The sequence below is a fragment of the Escherichia sp. WS2035 genome (assembly GCF_046487065.1).
In the GTDB taxonomy this organism is placed as follows: Bacteria; Pseudomonadota; Gammaproteobacteria; order Enterobacterales; family Enterobacteriaceae; genus Escherichia; species Escherichia coli.
The window spans coordinates 79341-98634 of the sequence record NZ_JBJQKD010000019.1 but is presented as its reverse complement, the minus strand read 5'-3'; the positions used below and the strand labels follow the sequence as shown (position 1 = coordinate 98634).

General features: G+C 45.6%; 13 protein-coding genes and 3 pseudogenes. 7 read left to right on the top strand and 9 right to left on the bottom strand.

Features of this window, described 5'->3' with window-relative positions; genetic code table 11:
* The first annotated feature begins 647 nt into the window (after positions 1 to 647).
* From cdtA to cdtC, 3 genes are read left to right on the top strand one after another with little or no spacing between them, the layout of a single operon-like run.
* Complete coding sequence (gene cdtA, locus ACJHX4_RS23500; RefSeq protein ID WP_001531672.1) at positions 648 to 1361, top strand: cytolethal distending toxin type I subunit CdtA; 714 nt, start codon at positions 648 to 650, stop codon at positions 1359 to 1361.
* Entirely contained in the window at positions 1358 to 2179 is an 822-nt protein-coding gene (gene cdtB, locus ACJHX4_RS23495; protein WP_000734594.1) for a cytolethal distending toxin type IV nuclease subunit CdtB, read from the top strand. The genes cdtA and cdtB overlap by 4 nt, the downstream gene beginning before the upstream one ends.
* Complete coding sequence (cdtC, locus tag ACJHX4_RS23490; protein WP_001516442.1) at positions 2176 to 2748, top strand: cytolethal distending toxin type IV subunit CdtC; 573 nt, start codon at positions 2176 to 2178, stop codon at positions 2746 to 2748. Before cdtB ends, cdtC begins: the two co-directional genes overlap by 4 nt.
* Before the next feature lie 69 nt (positions 2749 to 2817).
* Here cdtC and ACJHX4_RS23485 read toward each other — a convergent pair whose 3' ends face one another.
* The 3 genes and pseudogenes from ACJHX4_RS23485 to ACJHX4_RS23475 all read right to left on the bottom strand — a co-directional run.
* On the bottom strand, positions 2818 to 4302 hold the full coding sequence (locus tag ACJHX4_RS23485) for an alpha/beta hydrolase (protein WP_001531673.1): 1485 nt from the start codon (positions 4300 to 4302) through the stop codon (positions 2818 to 2820).
* Between the two features lie 184 nt (positions 4303 to 4486).
* Positions 4487 to 5440 carry an omptin family outer membrane protease OmpT gene (gene ompT / locus ACJHX4_RS23480; protein WP_001516440.1) on the bottom strand — a complete coding sequence of 318 codons (954 nt, stop codon included), beginning with the start codon at positions 5438 to 5440 and terminating at the stop codon, positions 4487 to 4489.
* Positions 5441 to 6328: 888 nt separating this feature from the next.
* A pseudogene (locus tag ACJHX4_RS23475) lies at positions 6329 to 6559 on the bottom strand (tyrosine-type recombinase/integrase); the annotation flags it as partial.
* Between the two features lie 12 nt (positions 6560 to 6571).
* Here ACJHX4_RS23475 and ACJHX4_RS23470 point away from each other — a divergent pair.
* Positions 6572 to 6687: pseudogene (locus ACJHX4_RS23470) on the top strand (DUF1627 domain-containing protein); the annotation flags it as partial.
* Between the two features lie 1226 nt (positions 6688 to 7913).
* Here ACJHX4_RS23470 and ACJHX4_RS23465 read toward each other — a convergent pair.
* From ACJHX4_RS23465 to nifJ, 4 genes and pseudogenes are all read right to left on the bottom strand, one after another.
* A pseudogene (locus tag ACJHX4_RS23465) lies at positions 7914 to 8514 on the bottom strand (metal ABC transporter permease).
* Positions 8515 to 8602: 88 nt separating this feature from the next.
* Positions 8603 to 9037: a universal stress protein UspF gene (gene uspF / locus ACJHX4_RS23460; protein ID WP_001295593.1), complete on the bottom strand. Its 435-nt coding sequence runs from the start codon at positions 9035 to 9037 to the stop codon at positions 8603 to 8605.
* 140 nt (positions 9038 to 9177) lie between these two features.
* Complete coding sequence (gene ompN, locus ACJHX4_RS23455) at positions 9178 to 10311, bottom strand: porin OmpN (RefSeq protein ID WP_000837933.1); 1134 nt, start codon at positions 10309 to 10311, stop codon at positions 9178 to 9180.
* A gap of 365 nt (positions 10312 to 10676) precedes the next feature.
* A complete protein-coding gene (gene nifJ, locus ACJHX4_RS23450; RefSeq protein ID WP_000628229.1) occupies positions 10677 to 14201 on the bottom strand; it encodes a pyruvate:ferredoxin (flavodoxin) oxidoreductase in 3525 nt (1174 codons plus the stop codon).
* Between the two features lie 273 nt (positions 14202 to 14474).
* Between nifJ and ACJHX4_RS23445 the strand changes: the two genes are divergently transcribed.
* Positions 14475 to 14741: a DUF333 domain-containing protein gene (locus ACJHX4_RS23445; protein ID WP_001200675.1), complete on the top strand. Its 267-nt coding sequence runs from the start codon at positions 14475 to 14477 to the stop codon at positions 14739 to 14741.
* Here the strand turns inward: ACJHX4_RS23445 and hslJ are convergent.
* Together hslJ and ldhA are read right to left on the bottom strand one after the other, a co-directional pair.
* Entirely contained in the window at positions 14738 to 15160 is a 423-nt protein-coding gene (hslJ, locus tag ACJHX4_RS23440; protein WP_001296048.1) for a heat shock protein HslJ, read from the bottom strand. The genes ACJHX4_RS23445 and hslJ overlap by 4 nt on opposite strands.
* A gap of 110 nt (positions 15161 to 15270) precedes the next feature.
* A complete protein-coding gene (gene ldhA, locus ACJHX4_RS23435; RefSeq protein WP_000762229.1) occupies positions 15271 to 16260 on the bottom strand; it encodes a D-lactate dehydrogenase in 990 nt (329 codons plus the stop codon).
* 207 nt (positions 16261 to 16467) lie between these two features.
* Between ldhA and ACJHX4_RS23430 the strand changes: the two genes are divergently transcribed.
* Both ACJHX4_RS23430 and ACJHX4_RS23425 read left to right on the top strand, forming a co-directional pair.
* On the top strand, positions 16468 to 19107 hold the full coding sequence (locus ACJHX4_RS23430; RefSeq protein WP_000900946.1) for a YdbH family protein: 2640 nt from the start codon (positions 16468 to 16470) through the stop codon (positions 19105 to 19107).
* The gene (locus ACJHX4_RS23425; RefSeq protein ID WP_000698145.1) at positions 19104 to 19289 is read left to right on the top strand and encodes a YnbE family lipoprotein; all 186 of its coding nucleotides are present in this window, start codon (positions 19104 to 19106) and stop codon (positions 19287 to 19289) included. The genes ACJHX4_RS23430 and ACJHX4_RS23425 overlap by 4 nt, the downstream gene beginning before the upstream one ends.
* Positions 19290 to 19294: the final 5 nt, after the last annotated feature.

The following is a 19294-nucleotide window of genomic DNA, read 5'->3' as shown; positions in this document are numbered from 1 at the left end:
TTCGGGCATGGCAAGCGAATGAATATGCCGTGGTGGGGCGGTTTTGATCCGCGAGCTTGGGATGTGGCAAGCCTGATGGATTTTGCTGTGCCGGTGGTGGCGTGTCTGCTGATCTGGCTGTTGGTTAATCGCTAACGTCATCATGTCAGGGGAACACAGCAGGAGCTGGTTTTACATAAAAAAGCCCACCAGTGAAGTGGGCAACAGGAATGATTAATTATCTCAAAGAGAAACATCATGTTTCTCTTTGCAACTTCTAACATAAAAATGTGGAGAAATAATGGAACTTATATTAATTGGTGATTATATAACCAATCCCTTATGCAAAACAATATAGTCATTTATACCTAGCTGGTCTTATGCATACATCTAAACAGGTGTATTACGTAATGAAACAGACTGGCGAATATGTTTGAGCAAACTCCACCGAACCGCAGACGTTATGGTCATGTTGCATAGTGTTTGGGAATATAAAGAATTATATATGAGTTTGCTGTTTGTAACCTGAAAAACAATAACGAATGTTATAATAAACTTGTTTGTTGTGCTGCTTTCACATTTTCTCATTAATCTTACCAGTAATATTTTTGTTGCTTTGTTGTTTCTATTTTTTTATAAAAAAGAGGTGGTGTAGAGGAGGGAATACAGTGGATAAAAAACTAATTACATTTTTGTGCACACTTATAATTACTGGTTGCTCGAATGGGATCGGTGATTCACCTTCCCCTCCGGGAAAAAATGTAGAATTGGTTGGAATCCCTGGACAAGGTATTGCAGTGACTTCAAACGGTGCAACTCCAACACTTGGGGCCAACAACACTGATTTTCCTGAAGTTTCAATAATGAGCACTGGTGGGGCACTGCTTACTGTTTGGGCCAGACCTGTCCGTAACTGGCTTTGGGGATATACTCCGTTTGATTCAGTAAGTTTTGGAGAGAATCGGAACTGGAAGGTTGTGGATGGCAAAGATGCCGGTACAGTGAAATTTGTTAATGTTGCCCAAGGGACTTGTATGGAGGCCTTTAAAAACGGGGTGATACATAATACCTGTGATGATAATTCGTTATCTCAGGAGTTTCAGTTACTGCCTTCTACTAATGGTAATGTGCTTATAAGAAGTAGCGCCTTGCAGACGTGTATAAGAGCAGACTATTTAAGCAGAACTATACTGTCACCGTTTGCTTTTACAATCACTCTTGAGAAGTGTCCTGGTGCAAAAGAAGAAACGCAAGAAATGCTATGGGCAATAAGTCCACCTGTCAGAGCGGCAAAACCAAATCTGATTAAACCAGAATTAAGACCATTCAGACCATTGCCAATTCCACCTCATGACAAACCTGATGGAATGGAGGGAGTATGAAAAAATTATTATTCCTGTTAATGATTTTGCCGGGTATTTCTTTTGCAGATTTAAGCGACTTTAAAGTTGCAACCTGGAATTTGCAGGGCTCAAATGCACCGACAGAAAATAAATGGAACACACATGTTCGACAACTTGTCACGGGAAGTGGTGCTGTTGATATCCTGATGGTTCAGGAGGCTGGTTCAATACCATCTTCAGCTACACTAACGGAACGTGAATTTCGTACACCAGGTATCCCAATGAATGAGTATATCTGGAATACTGGAACGAATAGCCGTCCACAGCAGCTTTTTATTTATTTTTCGCGAACTGATGCTCTTTCTAATAGAGTAAATTTAGCGATAGTATCTAACAGAAGAGCTGATGAGGTGATTGTATTATCACCTCCAACAGTGGCATCGCGTCCGATCATTGGAATAAGAATAGGTAATGATGTTTTCTTCTCAACTCATGCATTGGCAAACCGAGGTATAGATTCTGGAGCAATTGTTAACAGTGTTTTTGAGTTTTTCAACAGACAAACAGATCCTATAAGACAGGCCGCTAACTGGATGATTGCAGGAGATTTCAACCGTTCACCTGCTATGTTATTTTCAACACTTGAGCCGGGAATCCGTAATCACGTGAATATTATTGCACCACCAGATCCAACGCAGGCCAGTGGTGGAGTGCTTGATTATGCTGTAGTTGGAAACTCAGTGAGTTTTGTGCTTCCCCTGTTGAGGGCTTCGCTGTTATTTGGGTTGTTAAGAGGGCAAATTGCCTCTGATCACTTTCCGGTTGGCTTCATTCCCGGAAGAGGAGCTAGAAGATGAGAATAATTATTACGATTTTGGTTTTATTGCTGACGGGATGTACTTCTGATGCGGTAAATCAACGAGGGCTTCTCACTCAGTTTGCTGGCAACAATGCTTCTGGAGATCCTGAACCCAGACCTGTGTTGGTTAATATTAGAAACGTTCTTACTGGTGGGATACTCAGAAACCCTGTAGGTCGTGACTTCAATGTAAATAATTGGGTTATATCAGAAGTAAAGACTAATGATTTGGATTTGATATCGGCACCGGGGGGGCATGTTCAGATAAAAAACCCTGATGGTAATGAATGCCTTGCAATTCTAAATGGGCAATTAGCAGTGGCTAAACAATGCACTGAAAGCAATCGCAATGCATTATTTACATTTATAACCAGTGAAACTGGAGCTGTGCAAATCAAGTCGATTGGAAATGGTCAATGTTTGGGGAATGGAGAAAGTGTTACAGATTTCAGGTTAACAAAATGTGTTAATGATCTGAGCCGTCCTTTTGATACGGTGTCGCCGGGATTACTTTGGATGCTGAATCCACCATTATCTCCGGCAATAATGTCTCCATTGACGATCTAATCCGGAATTATCAATAAAACCGCAGCACGTCGTAAGCAAGAGCGTGCTGTGGTTGGATGCTATTTTTTATTATTGTATATCTACTTCAGCATTTCCTGGGCAGGATATATTTTCTGTTTTCTGTGGAGTGAGCAGGTGATGTACAACTGCTTTATCCACACATAAATTGACTCCGGTAAGAGCTAATGTATGCCCATCACCATTTATTGTCAGTAACGGGCTGGAAAATTTATCTGCCATCTTGCGAGCATTAATCCAGGGCGTTGTTGGGTCGTATTTGTGTGCTACAAACAGTAAACCCGAGGGCAGAACTGTATTTTTCAGACGAGTTTTGTTCAGGTCGCTATGTATTGGCCACAATTCACAAAAATCAGGTGAATCAGAGCGTCCATTGTCAAAGTTAATAGCTGGGAAGGCATTCTCAAGAGCGTCTTTTCGGTATTTTCTCTCTTCTGGTGTTAATTTATCATCTCCCTGATCAACACAAAGGATTACCCCCAAAGCATCGCTTGACTCTTCTGAGGCTATTGGAGCACTGAGCGCAGTTTCAATTTCATTACTGACAATCCCCTGTGAGAACTGGCGTATGGCAGTTGCAAGGGTTGGCCATGATGAACGCCATAATAGAAGGTCTGTTGTTAATGATATGAGTTCATCTGAAGATATATTTTCTCCCTTGCTGTCGATTAAAGGTCTGTGATGCAATTTTAATAACAGGTCGTGGAACTGAGTTATTGCCTTATCTCTGTCTGAAGAAAGCGGGCAACTTTTTGTACGCGCACACCAGGATGCAAAGCGATCAAACGTTTCCTGATAACTTTGTGCCTGTTTGAGTTGCCATGTGAAGTTGTCCTCCGGGTCATCAATATCGACGACTCCATCCAGAACGATAGATCTGACGTTGTAAGGAAAACGTTCTGCATATAAGGCTGCAATTTGTGTTCCATACGAATACGCCACGGCTGTCAGTTGTTTATCACCCAAGGCTTGCCTAATACGATCAATATCATATACAGCCTCGTTAGAGCCTATATGGCGAATGACTTCGGCTCCGGTATTATGGATACATGCATTAATTTTATTTAATACTCGTTGCTTTTCGGTTATGTTTTCCTGAATCTCTGTATCTGATTGCTGGCAGTTTATTGTCGGAGTGGACTGTCCGACGCCTCGAGGATCAAATCCAATAATATCCCATGACTCACGCAGATTTGTGACTGGCCAGTCAAAGTTAATATAAGGATTTATGCCTGGTAACCCGGGCCCACCACTTATTATCAGGATGCTTCCTTTATGCTTGCTTTTTGCCGGCAATTTTGTCAACGCTAGTTTGACTTGTGATTTTTTTTCATAAGAAGCATCTCCGCCTGTGTCTGTATATTTTAATGGAACAGACAAATAACCACATAGTAAGTCAGGAGACGGTTTTTCCTCACCAAACCAGTGGTTGAATTGACTGGTCATACAGGATTGCCACTCGATCTGCTGGGCAGATACGGTTACGGGTAGAAGTAAGGTTAAAACAATCTTGAAATGAGCAATTATCTTTCGCATTGTGCCTCTGAATATCAGTATAAATATAAAATTTGAATATATTGCCCCCTGTGTTGCGGTAGGGGGCTACACGTTACGGATATTGGTCAAATGAGTACAAAATTAGAGAATGTTGTTTACTTTGAATAGCAGATAAACTCCCCGGGGCTATGCATTACCACCGGGGAGATTTTAGTTAACGGTGTTAAAAGGTGTACTTAAGACCAGCAGTAGTGATGAAATTATAGTTTTCTATGCCTGCACCATTTTTGCTGTATTCAGAAGTATTATCATTATGGTCATAAAGTGAAGTATCACCTTTCTTATTCGTAACCCGATTCCATGCGCCTTCAACATAAACTTTTGCGTTAGGCGTTACGTAATAACCTGCATTGACTGCAACAGAATAGTAATTTTGGTCTTTGACTTTACTGCGATAAGTGATTCTTTTTCCTGGGTCATAGTGTTCATCGTTATCAGATGCTTCCACCCAGCCGCTGTATTTAAATGTGCCACCTAGTTCAAAATCTTCATAACGATAACTTCCAGTCAAGCCAATGTAGGGCATTTTAAAACGTTGTTTGTAGCCGATTGCTCTTTCTCCATTCGGGAAGGAGCCGATATCATCTCTGAATCCCTCCTCAGAACTGTAGATATAGGAACCACCTCTGGCTGTAAAGCTATAACGGCTTTCCTGATATCCGGCCATGAGTCCCAGGCGGTAATTGGGTTCGTTGAGGAGCCAGCCTTTGATATTCAGATCAAATTCGTTGGCATAATTGAGTTGTGTATCAGGGTGTCTACTTTCATCCGTCCAGGTTCCGGGGTTACTGGAATCCATCCAGTCCTGATCGACCATATTGCCACCTCGGCTACCGAGAGTTGTCCAGCCAGCAGCCCCGATAGATATCTGGGGCATCAAATCCCAATTAATTGCACCTTTAATAATTGCAGCGTTATTGAATTTCCAGTCGAGTTGACTGACTTTTCGGCCTCCTTCTTCGGCCAGATAAACACGCTCTTTTGTTTTTCCGCTCAGAGTTCCAAGACTAATGTCCGCATTTATGTTGTCAGGAGTAAACGATAAAGTCTCAGTAGAAGCAAAAGAGCTGATCGCAATAGGGGTTGTCAGGACTATTCCCAGAAGTTTCGCCCGCATAAAAGGTCTCCATTCAATCGTTTTAATGATTGAGTATGTATTTTTTATATCTAACTTGATGAGTCAATTGTATATTGTTTAACTGTTTATTGTTTGTTTAGGTTTGAATTATTATTTTGTTGCATTAATACCCTGTGGTTAAATTACCTGATAAGGTTTTGTTTTGCGGTTTAAAGTTTTGGGGTTTTTCTTCTCACTGGTATTTTTATCTATATATTGTTATTCATTTAGACGCATATTAACAAAAATATCATTGTTGTAGGTATTGCTACAGCACTCTTGTTCAGTTTTTTCTGGTTGTGGCCCCTCATGTATCGGTGAAAAGGGGCGGTGAGTCTGGCGGGGGCGTATCGCCAGACTCACAGATATGGGCTTCGACCCAGCAAAAATAGATGGAAAAAAGCAAAACAGGCACCACACGTCATGCATAGATTCAGATTGCTTATAATTCACCAATACAGATAAAAATCGTAAAGAGACCCGCGATACGTCACATGCAAGGACGTTCCACAACAGGCTGGATAACTTTCGATAGCGTGAGTATTGAATGATTTCCAGCCGAAACAGATTCTCTTGGAAAGAACTCATGGGCGCAATTTGCAGGCTACAGATTGAGATATTCTCGCATTTTCGGTGGCAAAAATGGGGCAAAACACTGCAAAAGGGGCAAAAATGGGGCAAAAAAAGAGTGGGTTATCGTGGCTTATTGTAGTTGCCGATAATGTTTAACATATTGAAAAATAAATAAAATACTTATGGGTCAGATAGTTGTGATTTTTGCCCTTACTTGTTCAGGTTGTATTGTTCTTTCTTTGTAATTTGTTGATTTTCTTGCATTATTTCAGTTCTCTGGTACTAAATGGGGCATATTGAGGGCAAACTTTGCAACTACGATAACCGCGCATTCAACATGGCTACCTGTTCGTCGTTCATGTCATCAATCCACATACCGTAAATTTCATACACCATCTGCGCAGTTTCATGCCCCATCTGGCTGGCTATAAATGCCGGGTTCGCTCCTGCCGTCAACAGCCAGCAGGCAAAAGTATGTCGCGTATGGTACGGATTACGGCGGCGAATACCAGCACGTTTTACTGCTGCATTCCATCTCGCTCCCAAATAGTCGTAGTGAAATCTGATGGGAAAGCCTTGCTTAGCATGCTGGTGTTGCGCTACCCGTACAGGATGCGGTAACACAGGAAGAAATTAGAACAGAAACTGTGGCGGACATTGTGCATTCGTTGCCAGGCAGAGAAATAGAACGCTACAACAGGTGCAGAATATAATTTTTCGCAAGTGCCAGAATAGCGATATTATACAGTGTTTTTTAGTTTTCTATCAGGGGATATTTTGTGAAACCTTTCGGTGAATAAAATAATTCTCTGTAATAAATGATGGGTATGGTTGGTGATTATATTTGCGCATGGAAATATTACATTGGATATGAATATATTTCAAATGAAAGAGCCATGACACCCGAATGGAGTTAGGGATTCATTACGTATCTAATCTAAAGAATAAGAAAAATACTTAATTCATTGTGGGTGGTGATGATATCTTGATATGTGAAAATGGTTCTCTTAATAAGATGTAACTAGCTTATTACTTATCCATAGCACAAGAAATGGTCCTGTATCTGCGTTGCCATGAAATAATACAGGCCTAAATGTAATAAAGAGTTGCATGACAAAATCACTAAAGTTCACAATAAAAAAGAATTAAGTTTTTTGTTCAGGTATTTTTTTAGTGTATTGTTTTGAAATGTTCTACGCTGCTCTAACCTTCAGTTTGAAGAGGGCTTGAATCGTGATGTCAGTTCGATTGATATAATGTTATTAATAATGTTTACGTTTGAATGTGAAATATGCTTAACTATGCCTTGATTGTTAATCACAGGGACTGACTATGAGAAAAATACTGATGTATTTATGTATTAGCATATGGATTGTTATATCATGCGTGCCTATCATATTAACTAGCGAGTATTTAACAGAGGCGAGTATAATGGCATTGATGTTTGGTCATGCCAATGCACTATGTATTGGGGTTTTTATTTCTATTATTTATATAGAATGCTGGAGGTAAATAGTGTGAACAGCATTAGTTTGATGATTTTATACTGAACTAAAGGGGGAAAGAGGTAACGAAAAAAGACCTCCACCAGGTACGAATCTGAGGCGGGCAGATGGAGGTCGATATCTACCCGATTAAATGGATAAGTAAAAGCCCCATCAGGGATTGATTTGTTCGAGTCTAATTTAAAGTAATTTCAACGATTTGGCAGAACTTCTTAGAGTTAATGATTTTCAAGTTTTCGATTACCAGGAAAAAGGCTGGGGGCTGATAAAATAGTCATCTGCATTCCTTAAATTGTGTAAGGGTGAAAGGATAAAGTTCAATTTAAAGGCGGTACAATATTAGCACCATCTTATATATGTAATGATTGATTTGCCTCTTTATTCTACTGTTGAGATTATTGTTTCCGAAAATTGATTATTATCAGCGCGAAAAGAAATGCTACAGCAAATAAGAGGACGATTGTCGGCGCTGGGGCTCTGTTGAGAAAATATAATAACCATACGCTTGATATTGTTATTGATATCGTTACGGCGATAAGTAATGCCTTATGAAAGCGATGCATGATGAGGACAGCAATAGACCCTGGAGCTATTAATAGTATATAGACAGAATAATTCCGACTGCTTTTAATGTGGCAAAAATGGTAGGCGATACCATGCAGAGTAAACCGTAATGTAATAATGATATCTGTAATCCGCTGACTTGTGCCTGTTGATAGTCAAGACAAAAATTCCTGAAAAAACGATACCTATAATGGTATCTTTCTTTATAATGCTATTATCTTTCAGATAGCCAGTTGCAATTGCACAAGACAGTCCTACAATAAATGCACCAATTCCCAGCGGCATACCTATAATCCAGACTAGAACTATGCCAGGAAACATTGCGTGGCTCATTGCATCTCCTATTAGCGCCCAGCCTTTTAATACCAGAAAAACTGATAATAATGCACAGGGGAACGATATTATAATAGCGATTATCAATGCATAATTCATAAATTTAAATTGTAATGATTAGAGGGGAAAATATCAGCACATTTGCGAAATGAATCAAAAAGCCCGCAGCAATGTGCGGGCGTTAGTGTCAGCGCACAACCAGCACGGAGCACTCTGCGTGACGCACTACAGCTGCGGCGTTAGAACCGAGCAGATAAGTGGTGATATCCGGTCGATGGGAAGCAATGATGATCATATGAGCGGGGATCTTCTTCGCCAATTCCAGAATGCGGTCTTTGGGCGAGCCTTCCTCAACATGGACATGCACTCTGTCGGTTGGCAGTTTAAATTTTTTAATGATCTCTTCCAGTTGCGATTTGGCTTCCGCTTTCAGGTCATCCATTGCCGGTAATTCTGCGGAATACGCTAAACCCAGAGAGGCATAGTAGGGCAGCGAAGGTATTACCGTCAGGAAATGAACCTCTGCATCATCAATCTTTGCCTCTGCCTCAACGTGGCTAATCACGCGTTGAGTTAATTCTGAATCGGAAATATCGATAGGGACAAGAATCGTTCTGTTCATAAAACCTCCTGTTTTAGTATCCGCATAAAGTGTAACGCCAGATGACACTTTTTGTGTAATGACGGAGTTCACATTTTTAATTTAGATCAAAGGAGGAAGAATAAGCAGAAAAAGCCCGCCAAAACAGCGGGCAGGGGGATTTAGAACTGATAAACCAGACCTAAAGCGACAATATCATCGGTAGAGATGCCGTTGGCAGCGTAGAAACTGTCATCTTCATCCAACAGGTTGATTTTATAGTCAACATAGGTGGACATGTTTTTATTGAAATAGTAAGTCGCGCCAACATCGGCGTATTTAACCAGATCTTTATCATCAACACCTGCCGGATTGTCTGCACCACCGGCAGCGTGCAGGTCACGGCCTTTAGACATCAGGAAAGAGACTGCCGGACGCAGACCAAAATCAAACTGGTACTGTGCAGTGACTTCAAAGTTCTGGGTTTTGTTTGCAACAGCATAATCGCTGTCGCCAAACGGGGTCATATTACGCGTTTCTGAATACATGGTTGCCAGGTAAATATTGTTAGCATCGTATTTTAGCCCAGCAGTCCACGCGTCTGCTTTATCACCACCCGCCGCAGTATGGTTAACCTGGTCATTGGTGCGGTCAGAAGAGGTGTATGCCGCACCAGCGCTAAAGCCCATGCCTAAATCATATGTTGTGGAAAGACCCCAGCCGTCACCGTTTTCATGGCGAACATCACGTCCGTTGTTGGTGCCTTCCTGACCATTACTGGCACCTTCGTTGTTACCTTGATACTGCACCGCGAAGTTCAGACCATTTACCAGACCGAAGAAATCAGTATTACGATAAGTCGCGACGCCATTGGCACGACCAGTCATAAAGTTGTCTGCATTGGTATAAGAGTCACCGCCAAATTCAGGTAGCATATCAGTCCAGCCTTCGATGTCGTACATTACGCCATAATTACGTCCGTAATCGAAAGAACCGTAATCTGCAAATTTCAGTCCGGCAAATGCCAGACGGGTCCATGACTGGTTTGTTGAAGATTCGGTGTTGTTTGCCTGAATATTGTATTCCCATTGACCGTAGCCAGTGAGTTGATCGTTAATTTGGGTTTCGCCTTTAAAACCCAGACGAGCATAGCTCTGGTCGCCATCTTTCGCTGAATTATCAGAAAAATAATGCAGGCCATCAACTTTGCCATACAGATCCAATTTGTTGCCGTCTTTATTATAAACTTCGGCTGCATGTGCAGCACCTGCAGCGAGCAGGGCAGGAATTAAGAGTGCCAGTACTTTGCTTTTCATTGAATAAATCCTTTAGTTATTTTATTTGCCTTTCATCCCCATTTCGGGGAGTGAAAACATCCTAAAGGAGAAGTTCAGTTAGCCGATAAATATCATTTGTTACGCCTTAAGTAAAACCTTAATTAAATAATTCTTCTGAAATGATAATAAGTCTGGTGAATGTATTGGAGATAACACATACAAAATAAAAATTATACTTTTAATTTTCTATACGTTATTCTGCGCGGGTTATATGCCTTTATTGTCACAGATTTTATTTTCTGTTGGGCCATTGCATTGCTACTGATTTTCCAACACATAAGAAGACAAGCCCGAACAGTCGTCCGGGCTTTTTTTTTGAATTGGATAATCCTTATCCAGAGCATTTAATCGGTGTTGCTTTTTTCCGCTTTTCCGGCCATTTGTGCCAGGAAGTCATAGCGTTTTTGCAAATCAGCTGCAGCATCTTTCCATAACTGTTCTGCCACTTCTGGCTGCTGCGAATTCAGACGACGGAAACGCTGCTCGTGAAGTAACGTTTCTTCAAGTGCTTCTGACGGCGGGCGTGAATCCAGCGCCAGCGGCAGTTTGCCTTCATCGGCACGACGAGGATCGAAGCGATATAACGGCCAGAAGCCGGTAGCAGTGAGTTGGCGCATCTGATCGTGGCTGAGTGCCAGATCGTAACCATGCTCTTCACACGGGCTATAAGCGATGATCAGCGATGGCCCCGGATACGCTTCCGCTTCCTGAATCGCTTTCACCGTCTGGTTCAGCTGCGCGCCGAGAGAAATCTGCGCCACATAAACATGACCGTACATCATCATACTGACGCCAAGATCTTTACGCGCTTTACGTTTGCCATGCTCGCCAAACTTAGTTACTGCACCCAGCGGTGTCGCTTTCGATGCCTGACCTCCGGTGTTGGAATAGCATTGCGTATCCAGCACCAGAATGTTGACGTTTTCCGTCAAACTCAATACATGATCCAGACCGCCAAAGCCGATATCGTAAGCCCAGCCATCGCCACCAATCAGCCAGATTGATTTTTCCACCAGTGCATCTGCGTCACGCAGCAGTTCATGTGCTTCGGCAACATCGTTGAGTTGCTGGCGTAAAGCTGCTACCTGTTCACGACGAACCTCTGGCGTGGCGTCTGATTTCAACGCAGTCAGTAATTCCGTCGGGATTTTATCGGCAAATTGATCGAGCAGACGCAGCACGCGGACACGGTGTTGATCGACCGTCAGGCGGAAACCAAGGCCAAATTCGGCGTTATCTTCAAACAGCGAGTTCGCCCATGCCGGTCCACGACCGTTGGCATCGGTGGTATATGGTGTTGAAGGCAGGTTACCGCCGTATATTGAAGAACAGCCAGTGGCATTAGCGATCAACATCCGGTCGCCATAGAGCTGAGTCAGCAATTTAATATACGGCGTCTCGCCACAACCGGAGCAAGCACCGGAATATTCAAACAGCGGCGTGATTAGCTGCGATGTACGAATATCAATACGTTCCAGTTTGCTACGATCGATTTCTGGCAGGTTGAGGAAGAAATCGTAATTGATTTTCTCTTCTTCGACATGTTCCAGGCGCGACATCATATTGATGGCTTTAATCTCTGGATTCTGACGGTCTTTCGCCGGGCAAACTTCGACGCACAGGTTACAACCGGTGCAATCTTCCGGAGCCACCTGCAAGACATATTTCTGCCCGCGCATATCACGCGATTTCACATCCAGCGAATGCAGGCTGGCAGGGGCGTTTTCCATCGCTTCAGGCGGTACCACTTTTGCGCGAATAGCTGAGTGTGGGCAAGCGGCGACACAGTGGTTACATTGGGTACAGAGTTCCTCTTTCCAGATGGGGATCTCTTCGGCGATATTGCGTTTTTCCCAGCGCGTGGTGCCCATCGGCCAGGTGCCGTCTGGCGGCAGCGCCGAAACGGGGAGGGCGTCGCCAAGCCCGGCGAGCATCGCAGCGGTTACGGTTTTCACGAAATCAGGAGCGGCATCGGAAACCACCGGCGGTCGATTGGCGCTATGCGGATTAACTGGCTGCAGTGGAACTTCTTCTACGGATTCACGTGCCAGCGCCAGAGCCTGCCAGTTGCGTTCCACCAGATCCTGGCCTTTGCTACTGTAACTTTTGGCAATCGCACCCTGCAATTCTGCGAGGGCACTATCGCCAGGCAGAATCTGCGTCAGATGGAAAAAAGCCATCTGCATGACGGTATTAATACGGGCCGCCAGGCCACATTCGCGGGCGATTTTCGCCGCGTTAATCACATAGAAGCGCGCTTTTTTCTGGTTTAGCACGGCCTGAACTTCCTGCGGCAAGCGCGACCACACTTCAGCTGCGCTGTACGGCGTGTTGAGCAGGAAAATGCCGCCAGGTTTTAAACGCTCAGCCATCTGATATTTATCGATAAACTGCAACTGGTGGCAGCCAACAAAATCAGCCTGGGAAATGAGATAAGCGGAACGAATCGGCTGTTCGCTCACGCGAAGGTGAGAAACCGTCAGGCCGCCCGCCTTTTTGGAGTCGTAAACAAAATAGCCCTGTGCGTACCACGGCGTGGAATTTCCGATAATCTTGATATTGTTTTTGGTCGCGGAAACGCTGCCATCACTACCAAGGCCATAAAACAAGGCTTCCAGTTTCGCCGAGTTTGGTAGGGTGTTTTCCGGCAACGGCAGTGACAGATTGGTTACATCATCGTAAATACCAACCGTAAAGCGCGCTTTCGGTTTAGCCGCGTTGAGCTCGGCAAATACCGCCAGTACACAGTCCGGGCCAAATTCTTTGGATGAAAGACCATAGCGCCCACCAATGACACGGGGCAGGGTTTCGCGCTCGCCATTATTAAAGGCTTCTGCCAGTGCAGTCATCACATCCAGATAGAGCGGTTCTGCCTGGGCACCGGGTTCTTTGGTTCTGTCCAGTACCGCCACGTTGCGCACGGATCCCGGCAGAGCTTGCAGCAAGTGTTTGGCGGAGAAGGGGCGGTACAGGCGAACTTTCAGCACGCCGACTTTTTCGCCACGGGTCAGCAATTCATCAACCACTTCTTCACTGGTGCCAATGGCAGAGCCCATCAGGATAATCACCCGTTCCGCTTGCGGATGCCCGTAATACTCAAACGGCTGATACTGACGACCTGTCGCGGCAGCGAAATCATTCATCGCCTGTTCAACATGGTCATAGACCGCGTTGTACCATGGGTTGGTGGCTTCGCGAGACTGGAAATAAGTGTCAGGATTGGCGGACGTACCGCGGATCACCGGATGTTCCGGGTTGAGTGCCCGGGCGCGATGAGCATCAATTTCTGCCTGCGGCATCAGTTCAAGAATCGTGTCATCGGCCAGCGGGACAATTTTATTGATTTCGTGAGATGTGCGGAAACCATCAAAGAAATGAATAAATGGCACGCGACTTTTCAGCGTCGCAATGTGCGAAATGAGAGCAAAGTCTTGCGCTTCCTGGACGTTTGCTGCACACAACATCGCGCAACCCGTTTGGCGCACTGCCATAACGTCGGAATGATCGCCAAAAATAGAGAGTGCATGTGTGGCAACGGTACGTGCCGCAACATGCAGGACAAACGGTGTGAGTTCGCCTGCCAGTTTGTACAGCGTTGGGATCATCAGCAGCAAACCCTGCGATGACGTAAACGATGTTGAGAGGGCACCAGTTTGCAAAGCACCATGCACGGTAGCGATAGCACCCGCTTCCGACTGCATTTCAACCACGCGTGGTGTGTCTCCCCAAACGTTTTTCAAGCCGTTTCCGGCCCATGCATCAGCCTGTTCTGCCATCGTGGAACTGGGGGTAATAGGGTAGATGGCGATAACTTCACTGGTGCGAAACGCCACCGAAGCAACCGCGCCATTACCGTCAATAGTAATCATATGACACCCTTACATTGCGCAAATGAGGGGCGCACGAAATTGCTGCGCGCCCAGTAGTAATCGTTCAATTTTAGCAAATGGCTTTCTTCTGCATTTTCGCTTTTGTGTCCCCCACATCAGCGTAATGAATGTTTTGATCAAACAGAGGGCAAAAAAATAGCCATAAAAAAGTAAAAATGCGGGGCAACGCGCAGGACAGCTCTCGACGCCGCCCTCTGTGCTGCCTATTATTTATGGCGGTGTCGTTTGGCTTGAAGATCAGAGGAAGAAAAGATGCGAGCAGCGTTTTGGGTAGGGTGTGCCGCTTTATTGTTGTCGGCGTGTAGTCGTGAACCTGTTCAGCAGGCGACTGCGGCGCACGTAGCGCCAGGTTTAAAAGCGTCGATGTCCAGTAGTGGAGAAGCAAATTGTGCAATGATCGGCGGTTCGCTTTCTGTTGCCCGTCAACTGGATGGTACGGCGATTGGGATGTGTGCATTACCCAACGGCAAACGCTGTAGCGAACAGTCACTTGCCGCCGGGAGCTGTGGCAGCTATTAATTCATTAAATCCGCCAGCTTATAAGTTAATGTCTGTTTCGCGGTCGCCAGCGTTAACTGGTTCGCGGTCAGATCCACTTGTGCACCTTCTTTCAGCATTTCGCTAATGGTGTTATCGAGTTCATTAAGCTGCGGGTTAGCGCACATCATACGGGTCATTGCCAGCCCTTTGGCGGTCAGTTCACCATTAGACAGTTTGCCTTCACCGCTAAAGCGGTTACACATGCTGCCGGAAATCATCATCTTTTCACCAAAGCTGATTTCTGGCGGATTTTTATCGCTGGTCACGGGCTTACCGTTTACGCTTTCCAGCACAAAGCGATGATGCTGTAGCTGTTCTGGCGTTACAGCAATTTTGTCACTACTTACACATCCCGCCATCAGCAGGCTTAGCGCAACAAGCGCGGCTACTTTCTTCATTGTGGTTCTCAATTACTGTTTCTGATTCAGGACTATTTTAAGAATAGAGGATGAAAGGTCTTTGGGGATTATCTGAATAAGCTCCCCTGGAATGCAGGGGAGCGGCAAGATTAAACCAGTTCGTTCGGGCAGGTTTCGCCTTTTTCCAGATTGCTTAAGTTTTGCAGCGTAGTCTGAGAAATACTGGTCAGAGCTTCTGCTGTCAGGAATGCCTGGTGCCCGGTAAACAGCACGTTGTGGCAGGCAGACAAGCGACGGAATACGTCATCCTGGATCACGTCGTTGGATTTATCTTCAAAGAACAGATCGCGTTCGTTCTCATACACGTCCATACCCAACGAACCAATTTTCTGATTTTTCAGCGCTTCAATTGCCGCCTGAGAATCAATCAATGCACCGCGACTGGTATTGACGATCATCACGCCATTTTTCATCTGATCGAAGGCGGCTTCGTTCAACAGATGGTAGTTTTCCGGTGTCAGCGGGCAGTGCAGAGAGATAACGTCTGATTCAGAGAACAGGGTTGGCAGATCGACATACTCCACACCGAGTTCCAGCGCCGCCGCACTTGGATACGGATCGAACGCCAGCAGACGCATACCAAAACCTTTCAGAATGCGCAGCATCGCCACACCGATTTTACCGGTACCGATCACGCCTGCCGTTTTGCCATACATAGTAAAGCCGGTCAGACCTTCCAGAGAGAAGTTAGCGTCACGGGTACGCTGATACGCGCGGTGAATACGGCGGTTCAGCGTCATCATCATACCGATGGCGTGTTCAGCTACGGCCTCTGGATCATAGGCTGGAACACGGACTACTTTGAGCCCCAGTTCTTTTGCCGCGTCAAGGTCGACGTTATTGAAACCGGCACAGCGCAGGGCGATATATTTAACGCCGTGCTTTTTCAGCTCTTCCAGCACCGGGCGGCTGCCGTCATCGTTTACGAAAATACATACCGCTTCGCAGCCATTGGCAGTTTTAGCGGTTTTTTCCGTCAGCAGAAAGTCAAAAAATTCCAGCTCAAAGCCAAAGGACTCGTTCACCTGTTGCAGGTACTTCTTGTCGTACTGTTTTGTGCTATAAACGGCGAGTTTCATAAGACTTTCTCCAGTGATGTTGAATCACATTTAAGCTACTAAAAATATTTTACAAAATTTCAAATATAATTGAAAGTTATGGCGATATTGAAAAATTCATCAACAACTATGCTTAGTGTAGGTGCAACCTTCAACTGAACGGTTAAACATGCCACAATACCCGTATTGAATGCTTAATTTTTCGCTAAATCAGGATATTAACTACCCATGCTGGGTAAATATAAAGCCGTTCTCGCGCTGTTATTACTGATTATTCTTGTGCCGTTGACGCTGCTGATGACGCTCGGGCTGTGGGTTCCCACGCTGGCGGGCATCTGGCTACCGCTCGGGACACGTATTGCATTAGATGAAAGCCCACGCATTACGCGTAAAGGTTTAATCATCCCCGATCTCCGTTATCTGGTGGGAGATTGTCAGCTTGCGCATATCACCAACGCCAGCCTTTCACATCCCAGCCGCTGGTTATTGAACGTCGGCACGGTAGAACTTGATTCTGCTTGTCTGGCGAAATTGCCGCAGACGGAGCAATCGCCAGCCGCTCCCAAAACCCTCGCGCAGTGGCAGGCCATGTTGCCTAACACCTGGATCAATATCGATAAACTGATTTTTTCTCCCTGGCAGGAATGGCAGGGAAAACTCTCTCTCGCATTAACCTCCGATATCCAGCAACTGCGTTATCAGGGCGAAAAAGTTAAATTTCAAGGCCAGCTTAAAGGGCAACAACTTACAGTCAGCGAACTGGATGTCGTCGCGTTTGAAAATCAGCCGCCGGTAAAACTGGTGGGGGAATTTACTATGCCGCTCGTGCCGGATGGACTTCCTGTAAGTGGTCATGCTACTGCGACGTTAAACTTACCGCAGGAGCCTTCACTGGTGGATGCCGAGCTGGACTGGCAGGAAAATAGCGGGCAATTGATTGTGCTGGCACGGGATAACGGCGATCCGTTGCTCGATTTGCCGTGGCAAATTACTCGTCAACAATTGACCGTAAGCGATGGTCGCTGGAGCTGGCCGTATGCAGGTTTTCCTTTGAGTGGCCGACTGGGTGTCAAAGTCGACAACTGGCAGGCAGGGCTCGAGAACGCTCTGGTCAGCGGGCGACTGAGTGTGCTGACCCAGGGGCAAGCGGGTAAAGGCAACGCGGTGTTAAATTTTGGCCCAGGAAAATTAAGCATGGATAACAGCCAGCTGCCTCTGCAGCTGACCGGTGAAGCGAAACAGGCGGACCTCATTTTATATGCCCGTTTACCTGCGCAGCTAAGTGGAAGTCTGTCTGACCCAACGCTGACCTTTGAGCCTGGCGCGTTACTTCGTTCAAAGGGAAGAGTCATTGATTCGCTGGACATCGATGAAATCCGCTGGCCTTTAGCGGGTGTAAAAGTCACCCAACGTGGTGTTGACGGACGTTTGCAGGCCATTTTGCAGGCGCATGAAAATGAACTGGGCGATTTCGTGCTGCATATGGATGGGCTGGCGAATGATTTTCTCCCTGACGCTGGCCGCTGGCAGTGGCGCTACTGGGGAAAAGGGAGTTTTACACCGATGAATGCCACCTGGGATGTCGCAGGAAAAGGTGAGTGGCATGACAGCACGATTACGCTGACCGATCTCTCCACCGGTTTCGACCAGTTACAATACGGTACGATGACGGTAGAAAAGCCGCGATTAATTCTCGACAAGCCCGTCGTCTGGGGACGTGACGCACAGCATCCCTCCTTCAGCGGCGCTCTGTCACTGGACGCCGGGCAAACGCTGTTCACTGGCGGCAGTGTGTTACCGCCATCAACCTTAAAATTTAGTGTCGATGGGCGCGATCCGACGTATTTCCTCTTTAAAGGCGATTTACATGCTGGTGAGATTGGCCCGGTTCGGGTAAATGGTCGCTGGGACGGTATTCGTCTGCGCGGTAACGCCTGGTGGCCTAAACAATCACTGACTGTATTCCAGCCGTTGGCGCCACCCGACTGGAAGATGAACTTACGCGATGGTGAACTGTATGCTCAGGTCGCATTTTCAGCAGCGCCCGAACAAGGATTCCGCGCGGGGGGGCACGGCGTATTGAAAGGCGGTAGTGCCTGGATGCCAGATAATCAGGTTAACGGTGTCGATTTTGTCCTGCCTTTCCGTTTTGCCGATGGAGCCTGGCATCTGGGGACTCGCGGCCCCGTTACGTTGCGAATTGCCGAAGTGATTAATCTGGTGACAGCGAAAAATATTACGGCTGATTTGCAAGGGCGTTATCCGTGGACTGAAGAAGAACCATTGCTGTTGACTGATGTTAGTGTCGATGTGTTAGGCGGTAACGTGCTGATGAAACAATTACGTATGCCGCAACATGACCCGGCACTGTTGCGACTGAATAATCTCTCATCCAGCGAACTGGTTAGCGCCGTTAATCCGAAACAATTCGCCATGTCCGGGGCATTTAGTGGTGCACTGCCGTTATGGTTAAACAATGAAAAATGGATAGTGAAAGACGGCTGGCTGGCAAATAGCGGACCAATGACCTTGCGGCTGGATAAAGACACCGCAGATGCGGTGGTGAAAGACAATATGACCGCGGGTTCAGCAATTAACTGGTTGCGCTATATGGAAATTAGCCGTTCATCGACAAAAATTAATTTAGATAATCTCGGTTTATTAACCATGCAGGCCAATATTACAGGTACCAGTCGCGTTGATGGTAAAAGCGGTACGGTAAATCTTAATTACCATCATGAAGAGAATATTTTTACGCTGTGGCGCAGTTTACGCTTTGGCGATAATCTCCAGGCATGGCTGGAGCAGAACGCGCGTCTGCCGGGAAATGACTGTCCGCAAGGAAAAGAGTGTGAGGATAAACAATGAAAATTTTACTGGCTGCGTTGACGTCATCTTTTATGCTGGTTGGCTGTACGCCTCGTATTGAAGTCGCTGCACCTAAGGAACCGATCACTATCAATATGAACGTTAAAATTGAGCATGAGATCATCATCAAGGCAGACAAAGATGTCGAAGAGCTGCTTGAGACCCGTAGCGATCTTTTTTGAGGTGA

Excerpts from the sequence above, each read along its gene's own strand:
- uspF (WP_001295593.1), bottom strand. The coding sequence starts at position 9,037 with ATGAACAGAACGATTCTTGTCCCTATCGATATTTCCGATTCAGAATTA.
- cdtC (WP_001516442.1), top strand. The coding sequence starts at position 2,176 with ATGAGAATAATTATTACGATTTTGGTTTTATTGCTGACGGGATGTACT.
- ACJHX4_RS23425 (WP_000698145.1), top strand. The coding sequence starts at position 19,104 with ATGAAAATTTTACTGGCTGCGTTGACGTCATCTTTTATGCTGGTTGGC.
- ldhA (WP_000762229.1), bottom strand. The coding sequence starts at position 16,260 with ATGAAACTCGCCGTTTATAGCACAAAACAGTACGACAAGAAGTACCTG.
- ompN (WP_000837933.1), bottom strand. The coding sequence starts at position 10,311 with ATGAAAAGCAAAGTACTGGCACTCTTAATTCCTGCCCTGCTCGCTGCA.
- nifJ (WP_000628229.1), bottom strand. The coding sequence starts at position 14,201 with ATGATTACTATTGACGGTAATGGCGCGGTTGCTTCGGTGGCGTTTCGC.
- ACJHX4_RS23445 (WP_001200675.1), top strand. The coding sequence starts at position 14,475 with ATGCGAGCAGCGTTTTGGGTAGGGTGTGCCGCTTTATTGTTGTCGGCG.
- cdtB (WP_000734594.1), top strand. The coding sequence starts at position 1,358 with ATGAAAAAATTATTATTCCTGTTAATGATTTTGCCGGGTATTTCTTTT.
- hslJ (WP_001296048.1), bottom strand. The coding sequence starts at position 15,160 with ATGAAGAAAGTAGCCGCGCTTGTTGCGCTAAGCCTGCTGATGGCGGGA.
- ACJHX4_RS23430 (WP_000900946.1), top strand. The coding sequence starts at position 16,468 with ATGCTGGGTAAATATAAAGCCGTTCTCGCGCTGTTATTACTGATTATT.
- ACJHX4_RS23485 (WP_001531673.1), bottom strand. The coding sequence starts at position 4,302 with ATGCGAAAGATAATTGCTCATTTCAAGATTGTTTTAACCTTACTTCTA.
- ompT (WP_001516440.1), bottom strand. The coding sequence starts at position 5,440 with ATGCGGGCGAAACTTCTGGGAATAGTCCTGACAACCCCTATTGCGATC.